Below are 23,811 nucleotides of genomic sequence, written 5' to 3'. Positions count from 1 at the left end.
TCATGGCAACCCGCAACGACCGGTCCCTGCCCGCCTGTCTGACAGCGCTCTCCGTTCTGATCGGTGGTATGGCTCCATTTGCCGCTCTGGCCGATGAGCAGGATAAAGCTGAACTGGTGAAGAAGCTGGAGGGTATGGAGCAACGCATTCGGGAACTGGAACAGGAACAGGTTCGCATGCAACGCTCACTGGATGAGCCATACATCAGTGCCAGCGAGCCAGAAGTCAGTGCTCGTCTCAAGGCGGTCGAATCACAGGTCTACAGTTACCGCCAGGCCGCCCGAACCATCGAGTCGCTTGAAGGGATCAGCGCCGATGCAGGGCTGACCATGATGGCTCAGGGATTGAACAACAGCGGGGCCGCAAGCAAAAGCAGCGAGCTCAATTACCGCGGTGACGCCAGTGTACGCCTGCCGGCAGGCACGCTTGGAAATGCCACCGAGGGCTTCATCTTCGCCCATTTCCGCATGGGCCAGGGACTGGGTCTGGAAAACCCGGGCAGCGCCTTCACCTCCCTGAACTCCACCAGCTTCCAGCGCCCGGGCACCGAAGCCTCCGACAGCACGGCGCTGCTGGCACAGGCCTGGTACCAGCTTGATGTGCCACTGCCGCTGGGAGGCAACCCCGATTTGTCGCGCCGGCATATCGAGGTTAACTTCGGTAAGATGGACCCCTTCGTGTTCTTCGACCAGAATGCAGTCTCCGACGATGAAACCCGCAGCTTCGTTAACCAGGCCTTCGTTCATAACCCCCTGCTGGATGTCGGCGGCGATGTCGGAGTGGATGAGTTCGGCTTCACGCCCGGATTGCGCCTGGCCTATATTGATGACTACGCCAAGCCGAAGCAGTACACCGTCTCGTTAGGCATATTCGGGTCAGGCAAGGGCGCCAGCTTCAACGAAAGCCTGGATTCACCGTTCGTAATCCTGCAGGCCGGAACTGAGCAACGCATGTTCACCGGTCTGTCTGGTAACTACCGGATCTATGCCTGGCGCAACGGCCGCGGCACCGACCTCGACGGCGCCATCGGATCGCATACCGGTCTGGGCCTCAGTTTCAACCAGCAGGTGGCGGACTACACCAGACTGTTCCTGCGTGCCGGCTGGCAGACGCAAGGCCGGGTCACCTTTGACCGAACTCTCACTCTGGGCGGCGAGTGGGGCGGCAGCTACTGGGGCCGGGGCGCCGACGCGCTGGGCCTTGCCATGGGTTGGTTATGGGTCTCCGATGACTTCCGCCGCGAGGCCTCCACGCTTGACACCGACGGGAACGGAGTCGCCGACTATGGCTATCGCGCCAGTGGCAGCGAGCAGATCGCGGAACTCTACTACCGCTACTGGCTGAACAATCAGTTCACGCTTTCCCCCAACCTGCAGTACATCCGCAATCCCGGTGGCAACGGCCAGGCTGCCAATGTAGCTGCGGCTGGGCTGCGGGCACAGTTCGGGTTCTGAAGCCCGGGCAGAGAGATGCGGGGATATTTACATGAAGCAAATAAACAACCTCATTCACACGACAGCCTCTGAGAACGGCTCCCCAAGGCGTCTTCAGGCCGTGGGGGACTGGATGCGGGACCACCGTGGTTTTATCCAGGCCATTCAATGGGCCGTGATCATCTTCTATCTCGCCCTGGTCATCACACCGGCGTTCCTGCCCCTGCCAAAGGCCTATGCCCATTTCTACGAGAACCTGGTGTTGTTTGCCCAGTTCTTGTTCTGGGGGATCTGGTGGCCCTTTGTCATGCTCAGCATGATACTGTTCGGCCGGTTGTGGTGCGGAGTATTCTGCCCCGAGGGCGCGCTGTCGGAATGGGCCAGCCGCCATGGAAGAGGTGGCGCCATTCCACGCTGGATGCGCTGGAGTGGGTGGCCATTCACCGCCTTTGTACTCACAACCCTCTACGGTCAGTTAATCAGTGTCTATGAGTACCCCAAGGCAGCCCTGCTGATTCTGGGTGGCTCCACGGTTGCAGCCATGGTGGTCGGCTTTCTCTACGGGCGTGGTAAGCGGGTCTGGTGCCGCCACCTGTGTCCGGCGAGCGGGGTTTTTTCGCTTCTGGCGCGGCTGGCACCGGTGCATTTCCGGGTCGACCGGGAGACCTGGCGGCAGGCGCCGCGCCGCACCCCCGCCGTGGATTGCGCCCCATTGATCAACATTGCTGATATGACCGGCAACAGTGCCTGCCACATGTGTGGTCGCTGCAGCGAGCACAGGGAAGCCGTGGCCCTGAGCGTTCGCAGCCCTAACCGGGAGATTCTTTCGCTATCCGCCGAAACCGCCAACCGCTGGGACGCTCTGTTACTGATATTTGGTCTTCTGGGCGTGGCGACAGGGGCCTTCCAGTGGTCGGCCTCGCCTTGGTTCGTGCAACTCAAGCAGGGGCTGGCCGACTGGCTGATCGAGCACGATGTATACTGGCCACTCGGTGACGGTGCTCCCTGGTGGGTTCTGACCCACTACCCGGAGACCAACGATGTGTTTACCTGGCTGGACGGGGCCCTGATTCTGTTCTACATCGGCGCAACCACATTGATCATAGGTGGTGCATTCATGCTCGCCCTGCGACTGGCGGGTTGGCTGCTGGGCCAGCGCGAATTGCCCTGGCGCCTGGCCTACGCTCTTACGCCGTTAGCGGGCAGCAGTGTGTTCCTGGGCCTGTCCGCCCTCACAGTGAGCATGCTTAAAGCAGAACGTCTGGCCCTGCCCTGGGTGCCGCAACTACGCATCGCATTACTCGCTGCGGGTTTGCTGTGGAGCGGCTGGCTACTGTGGCGAATGCTGGCAAAGACGCCGGACGAGGGCGCAACCCTGACCCGGCGCACGTTTGCCTGGGCCGCTTTCATGGGTCCTGCCGGTCTCGTAGCCGGCAGCTGGATTGGATAATGAATCTCACCCTCAGGAGCCGGCTCACCGTCGCGAGGGTGAGAACCGCCATCAGCGGCGAAATCTGGTACTACCATCAGCGGCGAAACCAGGTACTAAAGAACCATGTTTTCAAAACCGCTGACTCAATAACATGGTCAATCTTGAGCTTCACTCTCCATAACGTTGCACAGGTGACCCATGTTTCGAACAACAAACAACGTAGGCGTGCATCGCCATACGGTCCCGGCAAGCCAGATCTTCTTATTTTTGTTATGGCCCTTCACCGTCGAGGCAGAAGAGCTCGCGGTGGATGAAATTTTCTCCCCCCGGATCACTGCAGGTGATCTTGAAATCGGTGTGGTTGGAGCGTTTCTGGACAGTCAGGGTAGCGAAGACGACAATCTGCGCTTTGAGCAGTGGGAGATTGGTTATGGGATAACTGACCGCTTCAGTGCCGAACTCAACTTCAACGCGAATAAGAGCCCCGGAAGTGCCTATTCACTGAAAGAATATGAAATTGAATTGGTTGGGAATTTTTTTCAGGATCATGAGAGTGCCGCGGGACTGCTTCTTGAACTTTCAAAAGCACACCGGGGAACAGGCAGTGAGATAGAAATTGGGCCGCTCTATGAAAGACAGTTAGCCGATCATTACCGGATTCTGACAAATGTTCTGGTCAGCCGTTCATTTGGTGAAGACGACGAACAGCTTGAGCTGACCGGCTCGGTACAAGCTGCCTACACGAAGCCTGAAACTTTTCAGCTGGCACTGGAGTACTATGGGGCCCGAAACAACCATTTGCTGGGGCCCGCGATCCTGGCTGAGTTCAGGATGGGCTCCAGCCTCCTGGAGCTGCAGGCGGGCGTTGTGTTTGGCTTAAGCCCGGAGTCCGACGATGTGATCTATCGCTGGGAACTGGGAATGGAGATGTAATGCCCGGGCATACTACCTGATAGTGATAGCCTGAACGGCGCTCGCCATTCATAAATAAAGGGCCATATCATGACAAAAACAACCTGCACACTTCTGGCCACCCTGGCACTGAGCCTCGCTCTGGCGTTCAATCCTTAAATGACTGATCGGCCTTAGCCGACCAGGTCCATTCCCGGTTTGCCGTACCAGTAGCCGTTGCAGGGTGGCGCTTCCACCAGTTGCAGCGGATCGATTGCCGGTGTTTCACCCCGACGCACCTGATCAAAGCGGTGCACCACTTCATCCATACCCTGATGTTCCGGGCTCAGTCGGATCGTTGACACCCCCATCCGCTCCATTTCCGGCAACTCCCTCATCAGGTTATAGCGCGAGCCAGACAAGGTGGAAATACCGTTGATCCGGAACAGCTCCTGGGACTCCCGGGATCGCAACGCCATGCCATCGGGATGTTCGATGCAGCGGAACTCGCAGTTATCTTTCGGAAGGTTGTAATGCCTTGCTGTGAAGCAGCGGGAGGACCAGGCCAGGGGCAGGAAGCCCCAGGCGAACACTTCCGCTGGCAAGTCCAGACCTTCCTCTTTCAACCCCTTGATCAGTTGATCAAGGGTTTCCTTGCCCAGCTCCACCGGCAGGTTCCAGGCCTTTAGGCCCTGCTTTGCCAGCACCTTGAGCGTGGCCACGTTGTAGATGTTCATGGACGGGCCGGTTATGAAGGGAGTGTCATTACGAATAGCCACCTGCAAAGCGCTCTGGTCATTCGCCTCCACCGTGAACTCGTTCTGGTCACAGATCCGGCGCAGGCGGCGCAGATCCGCGTCAGATTCGATCAGTGTCTGGGTGGAAAGCACCACATCCTTCCCGCAGGCTTTCAGATCACGGGCCAGATCAAACCAGTCATCCGGTTTCAGTTCACGGCGACGACTGCACACGGCTTCACCCAGATAAATGGTATCCACCGGCCACTCGGCGGCGCTGGCATAGAAATCGAAGACGGTTTGCCTGGACCAGAACCACAGGATCGGGCCCAGCGATAACTTCATCATAATCGGTAGAACCTTATTTCCACTTGCGATGGTAGGCGCCCAGCGTTGTCAGGCCGCCTTCGGAAAGTCCCGCCAGGGTGCTGCGCCACTGCGGGTCAACCGTAAACATGCCGGAGCCGGACTCGAGATGATCGAGCGCGTGACGCCAGGTGCGAGCTACATCAGCGATATAGGCGGGGCTGCGCTGACGACCCTCGATTTTCACCGCGCTGATACCCAGTTCCTGAAGTGCCGGGATCAGATCCAGGGTATTCAGGCTGACCGGCTCCTCAATGGCGTGGTAGACATTGCCCTCCACCTCAAATCGACCCTTGCACAAGGTAGGATAGCCGGCGGGTTCACCCTGGCCATATCGGTCAATCAGCACATCATTGAGACGGGATTCCAGCCCTTGCGGGGTCTCCTGCCAGCGCACAGCCTTGGCCGGTGAGCAGGCGCCACGGGTATTGGGGGACTCATCGGTCAGGTAGGAAGAGAGATAGCACCGACCCTCGGCCATGATACACAGGCTCCCGAAGGCAAACACTTCCAGCTCGACCGGGCTGTGTCTGGCCACACCACGCACCTGATCCAGCGAGAGAACCCGGGGCAGCACGGCCCGGCGGATATCGAAGTTATCCTTGTAGAACGAGAGCGCCTCGTGGCTGGTGGCAGAGCCTTGCACCGACAGATGCCGGGGAATATCCGGGTACTTGTTGGCGGCATAATCCAGCAGGCCCATATCGGCCAGGATAATGGCGTCCACACCCAGGCCTGCGGCGCGGTCTACCGCGCCCTTCCACTGCTCCCAGCCATCCGGTTGCGGGTAGGTGTTGATGGCACAGAACACCCGCGCGCCTCGCAGGTGGGCATAGTCAATACCCTCGGCGGCACGTTTCTCGTTGAAGTTCAGGCCGGCAAACTGCCTGGCATTGGTGCTGTCTCTGAAACCGAAATACACCGCGTTGGCGCCGTTATCCACCGCAGTTTTCAGGGCTGGCAGGCTACCGGCCGGGCAGACGAGTTCCATGGCATTCTCCACTGCAAGAATGCCGGTATCTTACCGTTACTCGCGCAGGAAGCGCCTTGACCTTCGTCAGTGCAAGGTTCGAAGGTTCAGAGACCGCGGCCCCGGATTAGCCGAAGCAGTATCACCACAATCGCGATCACCAGTAGAATATGGATAAAGTCGCGCGCAAACTTGTCCTACCTGGGGAACCAGCCCCATGGCTTGAACAAGGGGTCAGATGAAAGCGTTCATCTGACCCCGACTTCACTCGACTTTGCGCGCGCCAGTCAGATAATCCGGGAGAACCGCTGGCTGGCGCCTTCCTTGCGGTAGAGATCAAAGATCTGGCAGATGGCCCGGATCAGTAGCCGGCCGGCCGGCTGAACTTGCAGTGCATCTCCATCATCGGCAATCAGTTCATCCTGCACCATGGGTTTCAGGCGGCTGAGTTCATCTGCGAAGTAGCGGTCCAGATCTTCCTGCCACACCGCCGCGAACTGCTGGCGATCCAGCCGGAACTGGCAGATGAGCTGGCCGATCACCCAACGGCGAATGCGGTCGTCACGGGTCAGGTTCACGCCCTTGGTGATGGCGAGCTGACCGGCATCGATGGCCGCTTCCCAGGACGGCAGGTCGTGGTTATTCTGGAAGTAGGCGTCGTCGGTCTGACCAATGGCAGAAACTCCCAGAGACACCAGATCGCACTCGGAATGGGTGGTGTAACCCTGGAAATTCCGGTGCAACCGGCCTTCACGCTGGGCCACGGCCAGGCTGTCATCGGGCTTGGCGAAGTGGTCCATGCCGATGTATTCGTAGCCGGATTCCATCAGGCGGTTGATGGTGTTGTGGAGAATGGTCAGCTTCTGTTGCGGACTCGGCAGCGTAGCGGACTGGATCCGGGTCTGCGGATAAAAGCGGTCTGGCAGGTGCGCATAGCTGAATACCGAAAGCCGGTCCGGCGACATTTCGATGACCGCCTCCAGGGTTTCCGCGAAGCTTTCCGGGGTCTGGTAGGGCAAGCCGTAGATCAGGTCCAGGTTAATGGAGCGGAAGCCAATCCGCCGTGCCTCACTCAGCACGGCCTCGGTCATGTCCCGGGGCTGGATGCGGTTCACCGCTTTCTGAACCTCGGGGTTCACGTCCTGGACACCCAGGCTGATACGATTAAACCCAAGATCCCAGAGTGTGGGCAGGGTGTCCTGGTCCACTTCCCGGGGATCGATCTCCACACTGTAATCCCGCTCATCACCGGTCTGCAGGTTGAACAGTTCGCCATACCCCGCCATCAGATGTTCCATAACATCCTTCGGCAAAAACGTGGGGGTGCCGCCGCCCCAGTGCAGCTGGGTAACCGGTCGGTTCGCACCGAACAGCCTTGACTGGATGGCGGCTTCTTTCAGCAGCCGCTCCACGTAGGGCATGGCCTTGTCACGTTTCTTGGTGATCACCTTATTGCAGGCGCAGTAGTAGCACAGGTGCGCGCAGAACGGCAGGTGGGTGTAGAGGGATAATGGCCGGTCGCTGGCCTTGCTGCGGGCGGCGGCCTTGACCATGTCCTCAATCGGGTAGTTCTGGTTGAACTCCACGGCCGTAGGGTAAGAAGTATATCGCGGTCCGCTTAGGTCGTAGCGCCGGATCAGCGCCTCGTCCCAGATGAATTCCGGCAGGCTGGAGTCTTGGGTTTTGCGTGCAGGGTTGGAGGTCATAGTAAACTCGGGGCAGATGAAATCGGGGTCAGATGAAAGTTTCATCTGACCCCATGTTCAGGGGAGCTGAAGGGATTTTATGGCAATCCATTGGCTCACATCTTGATACGGGTCAGGTGGCCGATGGTTTCAGTTTACCACGCCGCTTGATGAACCACCCTTCGGCTCTTGGCGTACTTCCCCTACCTCTTTTGGGGAGTTTTTGGTGTTCGGCGCGCCGATGACTTGCTGGCACGGCTGGAACACCTATGACAATGTTGCTCACGGCGGCCCCACCTCACAGGCCAGCACCAGTGCCCAGAATTCCGAAAAATCGTTGACCACGACATCCGGCTTGTCGGGATGTTTGTGGGTACCCGGAAAAATCCTGTTCAGCCACGGCAGGTCCCATTGTGCGCCGTTAAAGAAGACCGAGGTCATGCCCGCCCTCTTGGCGGCAATCACATCCGTGGTGCTGTCCCCCACATACCAGACACTCGGGTCCGGCGGATAGTCCAGTTTCTGCACCGCCAGAAGCAGCTGATCCGGGTGCGGCTTGCGCATTGGTGTATCGTCGCCGCAGACATCCACATCAAAAAGATGGGTCCAGCCGGTGTCTTCCACCGCAGCCAGCTCATACTCAAAAAACTCCCGGTCCCGGTTTGTGATCACCCCCACCTGAATCCCCAGGCGCCGCAACCCCTCCAGCACTTCACGCACCTTGGGCTCAAACGCCTTCACCGTGCCATAGTGCTTCCGGTAGTGGTCATTGAAGGCTTTGTGGGCAATCTGCTTGGCGTCCTGATCCTCCCCGAACAGCACTTCAAAAATGTCGGTCCGGGAGATTTTCCGGTCGTCTTTCACCTTGGGGTGCAGCCTGGCGAACTCGCGCACATAGGCAACCAGTTTGACGTCCTCCGGCGTCTTGCTGTCCTCGGGGGCCACCATCCGGTCCATCAGCCTGAGGCTGTGAAAGTCCGGCAGCATGTCATCCACCGCGTGGTACATGGCGTCCAGGGTATCCACCAGGGTGGCGTGCCAGTCGAACAGGATCACCGCCGGCCGGACCAGTTTGACAACCGCCGGGTGCCAGTCCGGTTCGATCCGGGGTTCGGGGCGCCGAGGGGGTGGGTAGGACCTCGGTCTGACCTCCGCGGGCGCCTGACGGAACGCCTCAGGCTCATTTCTTTCCAGCAGCGCCAGCAGATCCATCAGATCTTCGAAGCTGTCAAGAATGGCTGCGGGGGCGTCCCGGTGTGAGAACCAGCTGTCGATCCGGCCCGGTTCCCAGCAGGCACCGTTATAGAAAATGCCGGACACACCGGCCTTGTTGGCGGTCAGCATGTCGATATAACTGTCGCCGATGTACCACGCCCTCTCATCGGCCGGCAGTCCCAGTTTCTCAAGAGCCTTGAAGATGACTTCGGGGTCCGGCTTGTACTCGGTGACGTCGTCAGCACAGACCGTGGCATCAAACAGATGCTGCCAGCGGCCTTCGTCCACCATGGCCAGTTCCTTATCGAGAAATTCCCGGTTGCGGTTGGTGGATACCGCCAGCCGGATGCCCATCGACCGCAGGGCCGAGAGGTACTCATAAGCCCCGGGCTGGAAAGGTTTAACCTGCCCGAAATACCGACGGTACGCCTCGTTATAGGCCTTGTGGGCAATCAGTTTTGCGGTTTTATCCTCGCCGAAAATGGCGTTGAATATGTCCGTCCTCGATACCCGGCGCTCCGCCAGTATGCGTGGATGCAGGCGCCGGAAAATCCGGATGTAACGCACCAGCCGGGCATCGTCGGCTGTGCGGCACTGGTCTTCAGGCAGCAGGTAGTCCACCAGCCCCAGCTCTTCTAACCGGGGCAGCATGTCCTCCATGGCACTGAACATGGCGTCGTGGGTATCTACAAGCGTGCCGTGCCAGTCGAGGATCAGCACTGACGGAGCAGACAGATGATCACTGAACCGGGCCATAAACAATCCTGTGAAACTTCAGAAGCAGCTCAAAGTACAATCCGCGAGCCACTCCGATCCGTTGTCGCTGTTCGACCCGTCAGTTGCAGCCTTCTTCACTCTTCCCGGGCTCGGCCTTCTCCAGCGACGGCAGAACCAGGACCGGACAAGGGGCATTCACCGAGACATACTCCACGGTCGCCCGGCGCAGGGACCAGCGACCACAGTCGCCACGGGAAACCAGTAACATCAGGTCGGCACAAAGCTGGCCGGCCAGGCCCACCAGTTTTTCGCCGGCGTTTCCCGCCACCACATGCAGATGCGCGTCACGGTTGAGAGGCAGGTATTTGCGGGCAAGCAGATCCAGCACCTCCCGCACCTGCGCCTCCTTCTGCTCGGGCGCTTCTCCGGTGACGTGGGGAAAGAACCCGCCACCACCGGGGTTATAGACGCTGGCCAGGTGCAGCTCACCATCCTCTACCAGCAGGTCCATGGCGGCTTCCAGGGCACGCTTACCTTCACCATCGTCTTCCGGATCAATGGCGATCAACAGCTTCCGGTACATAGTCGTTCTCCTGCTTGGTTCCTGAGATGGCTTCCACTTCCGGGAAGGCCCGCCCCTTTACCAGTTCGTCCATGCTGTAGCCCCGGTAATCCGCACGCAGTGCCCTGACCAGGGCCACCGCCATGAAGACCAGCAAAACACAGAAAGGCAAGCCCAGGGAAGTGATCACGTTCTGCAGGGCATCCAGCCCACCCGCCAGTAACAGTGTAGCGGCAATAACGCCCTGGGCCGCCGCCCAGAAGATACGCTGGCGCACCAGGGAGGGCTGGTCATCCCGGCGGGTCAGCATGTCGATCACCAGGGAGGCGGAATCGGATGAGGTGGTGAAGAAAATGACGATGATAACCACACTCAGGGCCGATGCCACGTCCGCAAGAGGAAAAGCCTCAAGAAAGGCAAAAATCGCCACGGATGGGTCCTGCTGTACCTGCTCCGCCAGCGCTATCTGGCCGTTCATCTCTACCTGAATGGCAGATAACCCGAAGATCCCGAACCACACCAGCGTGAAGGCCGTGGGGGCAAACAAAACACCGGCGACGAACTCACGGATGGTCCGGCCCCGGGAGATCCGGGCAATGAAGATACCAACGTAGGGCGCCCAGGAAATGGTCCAGGCCCAGTAGAACAGGGTCCACTGCCTCTGCCAGTCGGTTTCCCTGAAGGTCTCGGTCCAGAAAGCCAGCCAGGGCAAGGCGTCGAAATAACTGCCCAGGCTCTGGACCATACCCTCGGCAATAAACACGGTGGGCCCGACGGCAAGCACGAACGCAAGCAAGGCCATGGCCAGCACGATGTTAAGCTGGGACAGCCGGCGCACGCCCTTGTCGAGCCCCAGGGCCACCGAGGTCGCCGCGATGCCGGTAATGATTGCAATGAGAATAACCTGAACCACGCCGTTGGAGGGTGTACCAAACAGGTAGTTGAGGCCACTGTTCAGTTGCAGGGTCCCCAGCCCCAGGGAGGTTGCCACACCAAACAGGGTGCCGAGCACGGCAATTACATCCACCGCCCAGCCCCATGGCCCGAACACCCGCTCCCCGAGGATGGGGTAGAACAGGCTGCTGATGCGCATGGGCAGATTATGCCGGTAGGCGAAGTAGCCGATCGCCAGCCCCGGTATCGCAAAGATGGTCCAGGTATGCAGGCCAAAGTGATACAGTGCGATGGTCATGGCATCGCTGGCGGCCCGCTCCGAGCCCGGCTGCACGCCTTCAAACGGGGGGTTGGCAAAGTGGGACACCGGCTCGGCGACGCCCCAGAACATGAGTATGGTGCCGATGCCAGCGGCAAACAGCATGGTGAACCAGGTCAGGTTGGAATAATCCGGGCGGCTGTCGTCTGCTCCCAGACGGATATTGCCGTAACGGCTGAGCGCCAGGCCCAGCAGGAAGATCAGCAGGGCGCTGACAGCGAGAATATAGAACCAACCCAGGTTACGGGCCACCCAGCCGGTGAGCAGCCCGAAACTTTCGGCAACGGCTTCGTCAAACGGAACCGCCAGGGCAACAAAGAGGGCCGCTACCCCGGCGGAGGTGAAAAACACCCCTGGTATGGTCTGCAGTCCCAACCGGCGTTGCAGCCGTTCCAGCATAAAAGCCTCCGTTTGTTCCGAAAAGATCCGCCAAAGGCCCTACGCTACCACACCCGCGAACCGGTTGCGGGACAGAGACCATTCCCGCTTCAGCCTCCCGGCGGCAACCCGTCCGGAATGACTCCGGACCAGGTAACCAGCCTGAAAAGCAAACCGGTGGCGGCTCACTCTGCAACGCCCACGCGTCTCCAGAGGTAGTAACCCACCGGTATCACCAGCAGTGCCAGAATCACGGCGCTGATCATGCCGCCAATCATGGGTGCGGCAATCCTGCCCATGACTTCCGATCCGGTTCCGCCGCCCATCATGACCGGTACGAGACCGCCGATGATGGCGGCCGCGGTCATCATTATCGGCCGCACTCTCATGCCGGCGCCATGAAGCACTGCATGGCGAAGGGTTTCCCGCCTTGGCTTCAGCCCGCTCTTTTCACAGGTTTCCAACATCGACTCGTAGGACTGATTGAGATAGACCAGCATGATCACACCAATCTCCACGGCAACACCGGCCAGGGCAATGAAGCCGACGCCGACCGCAACCGAGAAGTTATAACCCAGCAGATACATCAACCAGAAGGCGCCAACCAGGGCAAAGGGCAGGGTAACCAAGATGATACCCACTTCCGCAAAGCGCCCGAAGTTCAGGAACAACAGGAGGACAATAACAACCAGTGTCACCGGAACCACCAGGGTCAGTTTCTGCTTGGCGCGAAGCATGTACTCATACTGGCCAGACCAGTTGACGGAGTAACCGGCGGGCAGATCCAGCTCCTCCTTCACGGCGGCCTGCGCCTGCTGCACATAGGTGCCGATATCCACACCCTCGATATCCACATAGCTCCAGCCATTGAGGCGGGCGTTTTCACTCTTGATGGAGGGCGGCCCGTCCTCCACCCGGATATCGGCCACGTCGGCAAGGGAAATCCGCTGGCCGGATTCCGTCACCACGGGGAGCTGCTTCAGTTTTTCGGGTGAGTCCCGATAATCCTCCGGGTAGCGGAGGTTGACCGGGAAGCGCTCAAGCCCTTCGATGGTCTGCGCCACGTTGATTCCGCCAATGGCCGAGGCCACAACCTGCTGAACATCGTCGATATTCAGGCCATAGCGGGCGGCACGCTCCCGGTCAATATCCACCTTGATATAGCGCCCGCCGGCGACCCGCTCGGAATAGACAGAACTGGTGCCGGGAACCTTCTCCAGTATCTCCTCAAGGCGTTTACCGATGCGCTGGATAACCGAGAGATCCGGGCCGGCCACCTTGATGCCCACAGGAGTTTTTATACCTGTTGCCAGCATATCGATGCGGGTTTTGATCGGCATGACCCAGGCATTGGTGACCCCCGGGAAGCGAATCAGCGAATTGAGCTCCTGCTTGAGCTTATCGGTGGTCATTCCATCCCGCCACTGATCCTTGGGCTTGAGCTGGATAAAGGTCTCAACCATGGTCAGCGGCGCCGGGTCGGTGGCGGTATCCGCCCGTCCCACCTTGCCAAACACGGTTTTAACCTCGGGCACCGTGGCGATCAGCTTGTCCGTCTGCTGTATCAGCCTCCTGGCCTCGGCAATCGAAATGGCCGGGTAGGTGGTCGGCATGTACATCAGGTCCCCTTCATCCAGATTGGGAATAAATTCACTCCCGATCTTGGTGGCCGGCCACAGGCCGACAACCAGAACCAGCACCGATGCCAGCACCGTGGCCAGCGGGAACCGGAGTACCAGCTTCAGGGCCGGCATGTAGACAGCCACCAGCAGCCGGTTAATCGGATTCTTGTGCTCCGGCAGCACCTTGCCGCGAATGAAGTACCCCATGAGTACCGGGACCAGTGTCACTGCAAGGGCGGCACTGGCGGCCATGGCGTAGGTCTTGGTGAACGCCAGGGGTGCAAACATCCGCCCTTCCTGGGCCTCCAGGGCAAACACCGGCACAAAACTGACAGTGATGATCAACAGCGAGAAAAACAGTGCTGGCCCGACCTCAGAGGCCGACCTGGCAACTATTTCCCATCGGTTCTCAGGCGTCAGCGGTGTTCTCTCCATATGCTTATGCATGTTCTCGATGAGCACGATGGCGCCGTCGATCATGGCGCCGATGGCAATGGCGATCCCCCCCAGCGACATGATATTGGCATTGATACCCTGAAAGTACATAACAATAAAGGCGGTCAGGATGCCCACAGGCAGACTGATAATCGCCACCAGCGACGAGCGGACGTGGAACAGGAAAATCATACACACCACAGCCACCACGAAAAATTCCTCGAGCAGTTTGAACCCGAGGTTATTGACCGCGCGCTCAATCAGGCCGGAGCGATCATAAACCGTCACCACCTCAACACCTTCGGGCAGGCTTGACTGCAGCTCTTCCAGCTTTGCCTTCACGCCATTAATGGTTTCTTGGGCGTTTTCACCAAACCGCATCACCACAATGCCGCCAATGGTCTCTCCGTTGCCGTTGAGTTCCACAACACCCCGTCTTGCCTGAGGCCCGAGCTCAACGCTTGCGACATCCCTCATCAGGACCGGCGTGCCGTTTACGTCAAGGCCCAGCGGGATCGACAAGAGGTCTTCACGGGACTGGATATAGCCGGTCGAGCGGACAATGTATTCCGCCTCGGCCATCTCGATCACGGACGCACCGATTTCCTTGTTGCCCCGCTTGATGCTGTTCTGGATATGGGACAGGGGAATACCGAATGCCCGGAGTTTTTCGGGATTCACCTTGACCTGGTACTGCTTGACCATGCCGCCGACCGTGGACACTTCCGAAACACCGGGCACTGTCTGCAGCTCGTACTTCAGAAACCAGTTCTGCAGGGTGGTCAGTTGGCTCAGGTCGTTGTTGCCTGTCCGGTCAACCAGGGCATACAGGTAAACCCAGCCGACCCCGGTCGCGTCCGGCCCCAACTGAGGCCGGGCCGATTCAGGCAGGCTGGGTATTACCTGCGACAGGTATTCCAGCACACGGGAGCGGGCCCAGTACATGTCCGTATCTTCATCAAAAATGATATAGACATAGGAGTCGCCGAAGAACGAGTAGCCCCGGACCGTCACCGCACCGGGCACCGAGAGCATGGCGGTGGTCAGCGGATAGGTCACCTGATCCTCCACCACCTGCGGGGCCTGGCCGGGGTAGCTGGTTTTAACGATAACCTGGACATCCGAGAGATCCGGCAGGGCATCCACCGGCGTCTTTGACACCGAGTAGAGCCCGAACCCGGTCAGCAATACGGCGGCAAGCATGACCAGAAAACGGTTCTGGACAGACCAGTTAATGACCGACGCAATCATGAGGCGCCTCCGTCATGGTCCATTTCGCCCTGGTTCATCTTGCCATGGTCCATTTCGCCCTGATCCATCTTGCCGTGGTCCATTTCGCCCTGGTTCATTGGGTTCTGATCCATCCCCTCATGATTCATGGTTTCAGGGCTGCCCTTGGCATCAGCCTTGCCCGCGCCCATGGCGTGCCCGGAATGGTTCATATCCGGGTCCATCGCCCCTGTGGGCGGCGGGGACATCCGCCGGAAATCCGATGTCTTGCTGGATTCCGAATCAATCAGGAACTGCGCCGAGACCACCACCCTGTCGCCGGGAACGACGCCTTCGAGAACCTCGGCATACTTATCCCCTACACGTCCGGTGGTCACGTTAACCGATTTGAAGGCACCTTCTTCCAGCGCCAGAACAACGCGGTCAGTCTGCCCGGTGCGGATAACGGATTCCCGGGGCACCAGGGTGCGTCTTTCACTGGGATCGCCCTGTATGTCGACGCTGGCGAACATGCCCGGCTGCAGCATGCCATCGGCATTGTCAAAGCGCATCCTGACCTGTGCGGTCCGGGTCTCGAGATTGATTTCCGGGTACACGTAGTCCACGCTCCCCATCCAGCTGCGCCCGGGCATGTAGTCCAGGGTCATCTCTACCGGATCGCCGGCACTGATGGCCCAGAGCTGGCTCTCGAACACCTCCCCGATCACCCAGACCTCATCGAGCGAACCGATGGACACAACCTTATCTCCGGGCTTGACGAATGCACCCTCACGGACATTCAGGACATCAATAACCCCGGAAGCCGGGGCATAGAAAGTTATGGTCCGCTGTACATCCCGGGTCTGCCTGAGTGTCCGGATCAAACGGTCCGAGACATTCAGCGACGACAAACGCTCCTCGGCCGCCCTGATCAGGCGCGGGTTTTTCCGGTCCAGTGCCAGGAGCAATTCCTCCTGCGCATTCACCAGCGTGGGTGAGTAGAGGGTGTAAACAGGCTTGCCCTTCTCAACCGGGTCGCCCTCGGCCTTTACATACAGTTTCTCGATCCACCCTTCAACTCGGGGGTGCAAGTGGTACAACTCATCTTCGTTGTACTGCACGTAGCCCACGGTAATGATATTGCTGGGCAACTGCCCCTTGACGGCTTCGTCCGTGCGAACACCCAGGTTATTGACAATATTCGGCGCGATCCGGACGGTGCCGGGCGTGTCGTCAGCACTCGCGCTGTCCTCGTACACCGGAACCAGATCCATGCCCATGGGCGATTTGCCCGGTTTGTCGCTTCTGAAACTGGCATTCATGGGCGACACCCAGTACAGAGGTTCCTTTTTCGCGGACGTGGCATCCGGAGAAACAGGGGCCATTGCGGTTTCGGAGGCCAGCCAATAGGCCGCCCCGGCCCCGGCAATGCCACCAAGCAGTATAAAGCCCAGCGGGCGAACAAAATTAGCCATGATGGTCAGTCCTGATAGCGAGTCTGTGAAAGTGAAGGCACTTCGGAAGAGCCTGAGGTCAGGTAGCGGAAACTGGCAAAGTTCCGGGCCCGCTCCGCCGTCATCCCGATCAGCTCAATCTTGGCGTTGAGATCGTCGATCCGCGCACGCACGGCTTCGGCGAAATCGCCGTCGTCGTTGTTGTAGGCAGTCAGCGCGGCCTCGGCCTGCTCTTCCATTTGCGGCAGCAAGAACTGCCGGTATATCCCGATGCGGTCATCAAGTCGTTTAATCCGGGCAAGGGCCGAGCGGGCCCTTGCCTGAATCACGCGAAGTTGCAGGATTCGCTCTGTCTTTTCTGCTTCCAGCCGGGCCGCTGAGGCATTCAGCTGCCGGTCCTGGAGATTGCCGGTAAACAGCGGGAGATCAAAACCAATCCCCACCGAGAAGAGATCTGCCCGGTCCTGCCCGCCGGGTGCGCGATCCCGGTAGCCATATTGCGCGGAAACCGTCCATTCGGGCTTGTAGGCCTCGCGGGCAATATCCACATCAATGGCCCGGGCTTTGATCTGCTGGTCCGTGGAACGGATCAGGGGGTGCCGGATCAGGGCATCGGCACTGGTTTCCGACCAGCCGTCCCGAAGTGCTGTCAGCAGCTCGGGGGGCACCGTTTCAGCTACCTCCAGCGCGGCGTTCTTCGAGCCGATCCACTCACCCAGGGCTTCCTGACTTGACTGCAGCTTCAGCCTCAGGTCGGTCAGCCGGTCATCCAGGCGCGTGAGCTCCAGGGTGCCCCGGACAACGTCCTGCTGGCGTGAGATCATGGTGGCGGTTATGTAACCCGCCTCGGCTACGTCGGACAGTTGTTCGAAAAGATCCCGGTTATCCTCAATCAGGCCGATGCTCTGTTGTGCCTCCCAGACATCGAGCCAGAGGCGGGTCGCCGTTTCCACCACCCTGGCGCGCCGGTTTTCCCTCTGGAAAGGTTGCTCTCCCGCCAGCTCTTCCTTCCTGTCCCGCGACAGCTGCAGGCTGTCGCCGCGTGGAATCCGCTGTATGATTCCGACCGTGGCCTGGGTCATTGCTTCCTGCCCGGTGTCAAACGTATCCACCGGAAGATTCGCGGCGCCAAGTGTCAGTCGCGGATCAGGCAGGGCCCCCTCGGCAATGGACTCCTCCAGTAATGCCTCCTGTATCTGGGCACTCTGGCGAAGCCATGGGTCGTATTCAATGGCGGCATCAATCACATCCGCCAGTTGAAGTCTGGGCTCCGCCCAACCGGGCAGGCTGGTCAAAACCAGCGCCCCGAAGATGGCGGATCTGAAATAGCGAGCAGGAATAGCCAAGGGTAGGTCTCCACAGAAGTCTGTTAATCTGTTCAGGTACGCGATGCTAAATCTCAAACCTGAACCCTAACTGAACTTGCCCGGGTTTTCAGGATATTTTGATCTGGCTCAATTTGCGTTTCATATGCTAAAAACCAAGAAAATTTTTGGTTTTCATTAACTATTCAGAATCACTCCGGAAACTGGCACTTTAAAAAACCCATCAGCCAGGAGCGGCAATTACTTTCTGAACATAAAGCCTTTATCACCAGCCCAAAAATTTGAAATACCTGAGGATCTCAGTGGTATGGCATATAAAGGCGAGCAAGCACATTGCAGCACATAAAAAAGCCGCGGATGCTTCCGCGGCAAGGACAAACCTGAGATAACACAAAGGACAACCGTGTCAGGTACGGTGACTGCCCCATGCACTGCTAAGTAGAACACACCACCCTGAAACAAACCTGAATTTCCAACACCTCTTGAAAAAATGACCGTCGGGTGAGTTATACCTTAAACAACTGCCCATTGAACCGCCATACGATTCATTTACTGCAATGTATATATAAAGGAAAGCCCGGGCAGAATTTTTCAGAAAAACCATTGCATCTCCACCAGCCCCAGAGGGTCAAGCTTTCCATACTCGCTGGTATCATTACCACCAAACCACTGGGCTCCGGCGGTGAAATAGATTTCCCGTTTGAGCGGCAGTATCCATGTGGATCGTGGGTAGAGCACCCAGCTTGCATCACTGGCATTGCGGATGACCACCACCCGATACTGCCAGAACGGATTGATATCCTGCCATGCCAGCAACCCGGCATAATGGCGCCCGGCATAAAGCGGAAGTGTGGACACCAGGCTGGCCAGGCCGGGGTTTTCCGGCGATACCGGCCGGCCATTGTAGAAATACTCCAGCGCCAGGTTGAACCCGCTGCGAAATGCCCAGTTCACATCCGCCACCGCCTGCCAATAGCTGCCTCCGGCATCTGGCTCGCTCCAGACGATCTCGGTACGCCAGCCAATATCACTCACCGAGCCGCTGCCACTCACTCCCGCCCTGGTGGCGTCGGCAAACTCACCGGCCATCAGTCCGGCATCCACACCACCAATATAGCGCTTGATCCGGGCTGCGGTACTGGCCTCGCCATCATCGTGTTGCGGGGCATGGACGGCGCTGATACGCCCCAAGGCTCCCCAGGGCCTGTCCCAGAGAATTGCGTCCACACCCACCCGTTCATCCGGTTCCAGTTGCAGGGGGCTGACAGGGTTGAGAATGTCCATGGGGTTCCAGATCAGGGCCGTGGACCAGTTCACCTGCTGGCGCCCGAAGCGGAAATCACCTGCCGGCGACCGCCACTGCACCGTGCCACGGTATAGCTGGTGGCGCGCCAGCAATGCCCCCGACTCGTGAATATCCCCCTGCAGATCCCAGTAGCGAGGTTCCGGAGCATCCCTAAGCAAGGCGAACTCCGGGCTGTCCAGAAAACTACCCGAAACCAGTTCCAGGTCGTAGGCCGCGTCCACAATCCAGTCCTGATATCGATAGCGGGGGTTCAGACGCAGGCGGGTAAGGTTCGAAACGTAGCGATCACCGTCGATCAACGAGCGCGAACCGACGCTGAGATTCTTCAGCGACCCGGACTGGCTGAACCCGGCCTCAACACCCGAAGCCAGCAGCAGGCAGGCCAGCCACGGTGCCACTTGCCAGCGCCTAGCCATGATGAATGGCCTTGACCGGGTCCAGCCGTGCCGCCCGCCAGGCCGGATACAGCGCCACCGTCACCGAACACAGAAACAGCAGCAGGCTGGGCAGCCAGACATGATCAAACATCAGTACCGGATAGACCCGGTCGGTAATACCCGGAATGGTTTCCAGCGCTCCGCTGATTGAGGACAGGTCAATACCGGTCTGGTTCAGCCAGTAGACCAGCGCACCGCCCGCCAGGGTTCCGGCCACCATACCCAGTACCGCCAGAAAGAGCGCCTCGAACAGAATCGTCAGCAGCAACTGACCGCCCCGGGTTCCCAGCGCCAGCATGACACCCAGCTCCCGGGTACGCTCCATCACCGACATCACCATGGTATTCATGACCCCGATGGCAACCACGACAAAGACCACCGACAGGATGAGATAGAAATCCACCTGGCTCATTTCCACCATCTGTACCACCACCGGGAGCAGGGCTTCCCAGTCCATGGCCACCAGTCCGTCGCGACTCAGCGACTGGTTCAGGGTGCGCGCCAGCGCGGCGCTCCCGGCGCGGTCCGACAGCCGCAGCGCGATCCGCGAGGCCTGATCCCCCTGCAGGCCGCCCAGGCGGCGGGCGGCATCGATATCGATAAACGCATACTCACTGTCGAACAGATCACTGCCGGTGCGGTAGATACCGCGAATCGGCTGGGCGCCGGAGGCCAGGTCGCCGCCGGCCTGCTGTACGGTGATAACCAGTTTATCCCCCAGCCGGGCATTCAGTTCCTCGGCCAGCTTCTGGCCGATCACAATCCCCTTCTCTCCTGGCTGAACGTAAGTGCCCTGCTTCATATACCCGGAGAGTTCCGTTACCGCCCTTTCCTGTTCCGGCGCAATACCCACCAGCTCCACCGGCAGGCTTTTCCCCGGATTCGCCACCATGGCGCGGAGCACAACTCGCGGGGCGGCGGCCTCCACTTCAGGGCGCGCCCGCAACTGCCCCAGCAGCGCCGGACTGTCGACGATGCGCAGGGCCGGCGACAGATCGACGGCCTGCCCCGCCTTCATCACCTGCACGTGCCCGCTAAGCTGCCGGGTCGAGTTCTGGATCATCTGTTCGAAGAAGCCATTGGCGAAGGCATACAGGAACAGATAGGCTGCCAGCCCGAACGCGGTGGCCGAGGCGGTAATCACCGACCGTCGCGGGTTGCGGAACACCGAGCGCAGTGCCATTTGCGCGAAAATCAGCAACCGGTGATCGGACGTGACCTGCCAGTGAATCCGGCGGATGCGGTTGATCACCGTGCGCCGCGCGCCCATCGCCTCCAGCGGGCTGTTGCCGCCCGCCTTCCAGGCCGGAAGGGCAGCCGCCAGCAGGGCTACCGAGACCACCACAAGGCCAATCACCACCAGACGCTGGAATTCAATGGTGGGATAAACGATGCCGCTGAGCCCCGGCATGGTATCCATGGCCTTGATATAGGCACTGAAGTCCAGCCCCTGGCTGCCGAAGTAGCCGGTCAGCGACAACCCCAGCACCAGTCCCAACAGGTAGCCGAGGCCGGCCAGAATCGCTGTTTCCAGCAGCACCAGCCAGACAATACGATTGCTGGGCGTGCCCAGTGCCAGCATCACGCCAAATTCCCGGCTGCGCTCCAGTACCGACATCAGGATGGTATTGACGATGCCGGCGGCCACCACCACGAACACCACGAAGATCACGATGTAGGCGACGGCGTCGTGAAAGGCAATCATCTGCACCAGCGATGGCATCAGCGCTGGCCAGCCCAGGACTTCAACGTTTCGGCCCTGCAGCCGATCCTGCAAAGTGCCCACCACCTCGTCGAGCCGATCAGCCTCCTGAACACGGGCCGCGATCTCGGTAAACCGCCCCTGAAAGGCATACAGCGCCTGGGCTGATGCCAGGGGCATCTGGGCCACGAAGCCATCAATACGCTTGATGCCGGTCTCGAACACGCCCGCCACCGCGAACCGGTCGGCGCCAATGGAGCCGTCCGCCGCCTGCACCACCAGCACCAGCTCGTCGCCCGGGGAGACATCCAGGGCACCGGCGGCGTCAACACCTAAAATGATCTCATTGCCGCCGGCCAGATAGCGGCCGCGGACAATCGACCGGTCAAGCCGGGTAACCCGCGGCTCGGTCGTGCTGTCGACGCCCATCACCTGCAATACCCGTGACTGGTCCGCTCCGCTGGCCAGGGCGTGCCCCGTCACCCGGGGGGTGGTTGCCGCCACACCGGTTACGGCCGACACGTTTGCCGCCGTGTTCCGACGCTCGGCCAGGGCGATGTTCATTTCCCGGTCGTCGTGAAAGCCGCGCTGATGCACCTTCAGGTCGCCGGTTACATAACCGGTTATGTTATTGATCATCTGGGCGTTGATGCCATCGATGAATGCCCAGACAAACACCAGCCCGCCGACACCGACGGCCACCGACAACAATGTGATGGCCGTGCGCCGGCGATTATTCCGGAGATTGCCGAAGGCCAGCCGTAACCACGCCATCATGGCCGTCGCTCCTCACGCTCGACGCGGCCATCCCTGAGATGGATTACCCGCCGGGCGCGTTCCATTACCATCGGATCATGGGTGGAAAACACAAAGGTCATGCCATGCTCGGCATTGAGCCCGCGCATCAGGTCCAGCAGGGCCGCGCCAGTGGCGGAGTCGAGGTTGGCCGTGGGCTCGTCGGCCAGGACAATGGCGGGCTTGCCGACCATTGCCCGGGCCACCGCGACACGCTGCTGCTGGCCGCCGGACAGTTCATGGGGCAGGCGCCGCTCCAGCCCCTGCAGGCCGACCTCCACCAGAATACGCGCGGCCTCGGCGCGGCGTTCCCGAAACGGTACCCCACGCAGCATCAGCACATATTCGACATTCTCCTGCGCCGACAGCACACCGATCAGGTTGTATTCCTGAAACACAAAACCGATCTTCCACAACCGCAGGTGGCTCCGCTTTTTCCGGCTGAGCCCGGTAATTTCCTCACCCGCCACCTGGATACGCCCGCTATCCGGCTCGTCCAGCGCCCCGATCTGATTCAGCAGGGTGGTCTTGCCCGACCCCGACGGGCCCACCAGCGTTGTGAACTCACCGGCGTCGATGGCGACCGACACCTCATCCAGCGCCTTGACGGCAATCGAATCCTGACGGTAGATTCGCGACGTATTTTCAACATTCACGATGCTCATGCCGGGTCCTCACTGTGGATTGCGCAGGCTGCGCAATGAAAACAGGCTTTCATCGATCAGCAGGTCGAATTCGATGGACTCAATGGTGATCACCGTGCGGGACTCGGGGTTATCGGCGTCAACCATTGTCCAGCGAGTGGGAATGCGGCGCCCGCCCATGGTTTCGATCTGGTCGTAGGTCATGCGCTTGACGACCTGATCACGCTCGCCGTAATAGGCGACCGACACCGGGATCGCGTCCTCCCGGACCCTGAACTCCAGGCGACTCCACACCACCGCCGCATCGGGCCGGGGCGTGGAGACGATACGGTACACGGGCACCTCGCCCGAATCGTCGGTCCCGGCCAGTTCATGGGTATAATCCTCGACGAACGAGCTTTCCTTGACCAGATCGTCGTTGCTGAAGTTTGAACCCATCCAGGGCTGCAGCATCATCGATGGCGGGATCTTGATGGTGCGATCAACCTTGGGCAGGTAATTCCACATGGCGTCGCCGATTCGCAGCGAGCCGATGCCGGCCTCTTTTTTGGGCGCGTGAATGCGGATCAGCGTGTACTCCGGGCGGTCCATCCAGGCTTCCAGTTCCAGAGTGCGGGTCCAGTACTCCGATTCGATCCGCATGGTGAAACGGCCGTGGTTGCTGTCGGACCAGAGGGTGTCCTCCATGCCGGCCACCAGTTGTTCAGCCTCCGGAGCCTGGGCCAATGCCCGGAGGGAATAAACCAACAGGGTCACAATGAGTGCGGTAAGGGCAAGCGGTTTGTGGCTCATGCGCGCTCTCGGATTGTCTGACTATTAATACTTTCTGGTTGTTGTTGCTTTCTAGCAGGTATGAGTAGCTCCAAGGTCAAGCAAATCTCGCCGTGGTGCAAGTCGGTAGCATGTCAGCCCAATTCGAGACTGATATCCGATCTCATGATGTCTGGCAGTTGTAGCTTTTTGAATTAAATCGCTTTATGCCCGAAGTCGGAACGGCTTAAGCCCGAAGTTACCAAATTAAGGTGAGATTCAAAATCGGTCACCCAGGATTTCAGCGAGAGAAAACTCCTGATTTTTTGAGTCGGGCCAGCCAAAGGCAACCAAGCTCCGGCAATTCATGGAAATCAAGTGATTGCATCGCGGTGTAGGGAATACCTAGCTAGTTTCCGTCCATAAACGGCGTGTTTTCAAGGTGACCCACCCAGCCAGGTGAGTCAATTTGTCTATTTTCGCCGACTTTATGCCGACTGCATCGCAGTTTGCAGGCCTGCGTCACCCTTTTG

16 protein-coding genes and 1 pseudogene are annotated in these 23,811 nt (G+C 59.5%); 3 read left to right on the top strand and 14 right to left on the bottom strand.

Annotated features, from left to right (window positions below; genetic code table 11):
* Positions 1–2 precede the first annotated feature (2 nt).
* From QPL96_RS13470 to QPL96_RS13460, 3 genes are all read left to right on the top strand, one after another.
* Entirely contained in the window at positions 3–1,454 is a 1,452-nt protein-coding gene (locus tag QPL96_RS13470; protein ID WP_303287833.1) for a carbohydrate porin, read from the top strand.
* 31 nt (positions 1,455–1,485) lie between these two features.
* Positions 1,486–2,883 (top strand): 4Fe-4S binding protein, encoded by a 1,398-nt coding sequence (locus QPL96_RS13465; protein ID WP_303287832.1) that lies wholly within the window; start codon positions 1,486–1,488, stop codon positions 2,881–2,883.
* A 180-nt stretch (positions 2,884–3,063) separates the two neighbouring features.
* Positions 3,064–3,798 carry a hypothetical protein gene (locus tag QPL96_RS13460; RefSeq protein WP_303287831.1) on the top strand — a complete coding sequence of 245 codons (735 nt, stop codon included), beginning with the start codon at positions 3,064–3,066 and terminating at the stop codon, positions 3,796–3,798.
* Between the two features lie 152 nt (positions 3,799–3,950).
* Here the strand turns inward: QPL96_RS13460 and QPL96_RS13455 are convergent, their stop codons facing one another.
* From QPL96_RS13455 to QPL96_RS13395, 14 genes and pseudogenes are all read right to left on the bottom strand, one after another.
* Complete coding sequence (locus QPL96_RS13455) at positions 3,951–4,841, bottom strand: U32 family peptidase (protein ID WP_303287830.1); 891 nt, start codon at positions 4,839–4,841, stop codon at positions 3,951–3,953.
* A 13-nt stretch (positions 4,842–4,854) separates the two neighbouring features.
* A complete protein-coding gene (locus QPL96_RS13450) occupies positions 4,855–5,850 on the bottom strand; it encodes a peptidase U32 family protein (protein ID WP_303287829.1) in 996 nt (331 codons plus the stop codon).
* 86 nt (positions 5,851–5,936) lie between these two features.
* Positions 5,937–6,011 (bottom strand): annotated as a pseudogene (locus QPL96_RS19490) (lmo0937 family membrane protein); the annotation flags it as partial.
* Between the two features lie 105 nt (positions 6,012–6,116).
* A complete protein-coding gene (gene hemN, locus QPL96_RS13445; RefSeq protein WP_303287909.1) occupies positions 6,117–7,535 on the bottom strand; it encodes an oxygen-independent coproporphyrinogen III oxidase in 1,419 nt (472 codons plus the stop codon).
* Positions 7,536–7,796: 261 nt separating this feature from the next.
* On the bottom strand, positions 7,797–9,485 hold the full coding sequence (locus tag QPL96_RS13440; protein WP_303287828.1) for an HAD family hydrolase: 1,689 nt from the start codon (positions 9,483–9,485) through the stop codon (positions 7,797–7,799).
* 79 nt (positions 9,486–9,564) lie between these two features.
* Positions 9,565–10,029, bottom strand: coding sequence for a universal stress protein (locus tag QPL96_RS13435; protein ID WP_303287827.1), 465 nt, complete (start codon positions 10,027–10,029; stop codon positions 9,565–9,567).
* The gene (locus tag QPL96_RS13430) at positions 10,001–11,620 is read right to left on the bottom strand and encodes a BCCT family transporter (protein WP_303287826.1); all 1,620 of its coding nucleotides are present in this window, start codon (positions 11,618–11,620) and stop codon (positions 10,001–10,003) included. The genes QPL96_RS13435 and QPL96_RS13430 overlap by 29 nt, the downstream gene beginning before the upstream one ends.
* Positions 11,621–11,784: 164 nt before the next feature.
* Positions 11,785–14,907 carry an efflux RND transporter permease subunit gene (locus QPL96_RS13425; RefSeq protein ID WP_303287825.1) on the bottom strand — a complete coding sequence of 1,041 codons (3,123 nt, stop codon included), beginning with the start codon at positions 14,905–14,907 and terminating at the stop codon, positions 11,785–11,787.
* The gene (locus QPL96_RS13420) at positions 14,904–16,340 is read right to left on the bottom strand and encodes an efflux RND transporter periplasmic adaptor subunit (RefSeq protein ID WP_303287824.1); all 1,437 of its coding nucleotides are present in this window, start codon (positions 16,338–16,340) and stop codon (positions 14,904–14,906) included. Before QPL96_RS13420 ends, QPL96_RS13425 begins: the two co-directional genes overlap by 4 nt.
* A gap of 5 nt (positions 16,341–16,345) precedes the next feature.
* A complete protein-coding gene (locus tag QPL96_RS13415) occupies positions 16,346–17,665 on the bottom strand; it encodes a TolC family protein (protein WP_303287823.1) in 1,320 nt (439 codons plus the stop codon).
* Positions 17,666–18,235: 570 nt separating this feature from the next.
* Positions 18,236–19,366 (bottom strand): hypothetical protein, encoded by a 1,131-nt coding sequence (locus QPL96_RS13410; RefSeq protein WP_303287822.1) that lies wholly within the window; start codon positions 19,364–19,366, stop codon positions 18,236–18,238.
* Positions 19,359–21,866 carry an FtsX-like permease family protein gene (locus tag QPL96_RS13405; protein ID WP_303287821.1) on the bottom strand — a complete coding sequence of 836 codons (2,508 nt, stop codon included), beginning with the start codon at positions 21,864–21,866 and terminating at the stop codon, positions 19,359–19,361. The genes QPL96_RS13410 and QPL96_RS13405 overlap by 8 nt, the downstream gene beginning before the upstream one ends.
* Positions 21,863–22,549: an ABC transporter ATP-binding protein gene (locus QPL96_RS13400; protein ID WP_303287820.1), complete on the bottom strand. Its 687-nt coding sequence runs from the start codon at positions 22,547–22,549 to the stop codon at positions 21,863–21,865. The genes QPL96_RS13405 and QPL96_RS13400 overlap by 4 nt, the downstream gene beginning before the upstream one ends.
* A gap of 9 nt (positions 22,550–22,558) precedes the next feature.
* Complete coding sequence (locus QPL96_RS13395) at positions 22,559–23,320, bottom strand: outer membrane lipoprotein-sorting protein (protein ID WP_303287819.1); 762 nt, start codon at positions 23,318–23,320, stop codon at positions 22,559–22,561.
* Positions 23,321–23,811: the final 491 nt, after the last annotated feature.

Origin of the sequence: Marinobacter sp. SS8-8 (assembly GCF_030540945.1) — a bacterium.
GTDB lineage: Bacteria > Pseudomonadota > Gammaproteobacteria > Pseudomonadales > Oleiphilaceae > Marinobacter.
Note: the sequence above shows the minus strand (reverse complement) of the source record. Positions and strands in the feature narration are given on the sequence as shown.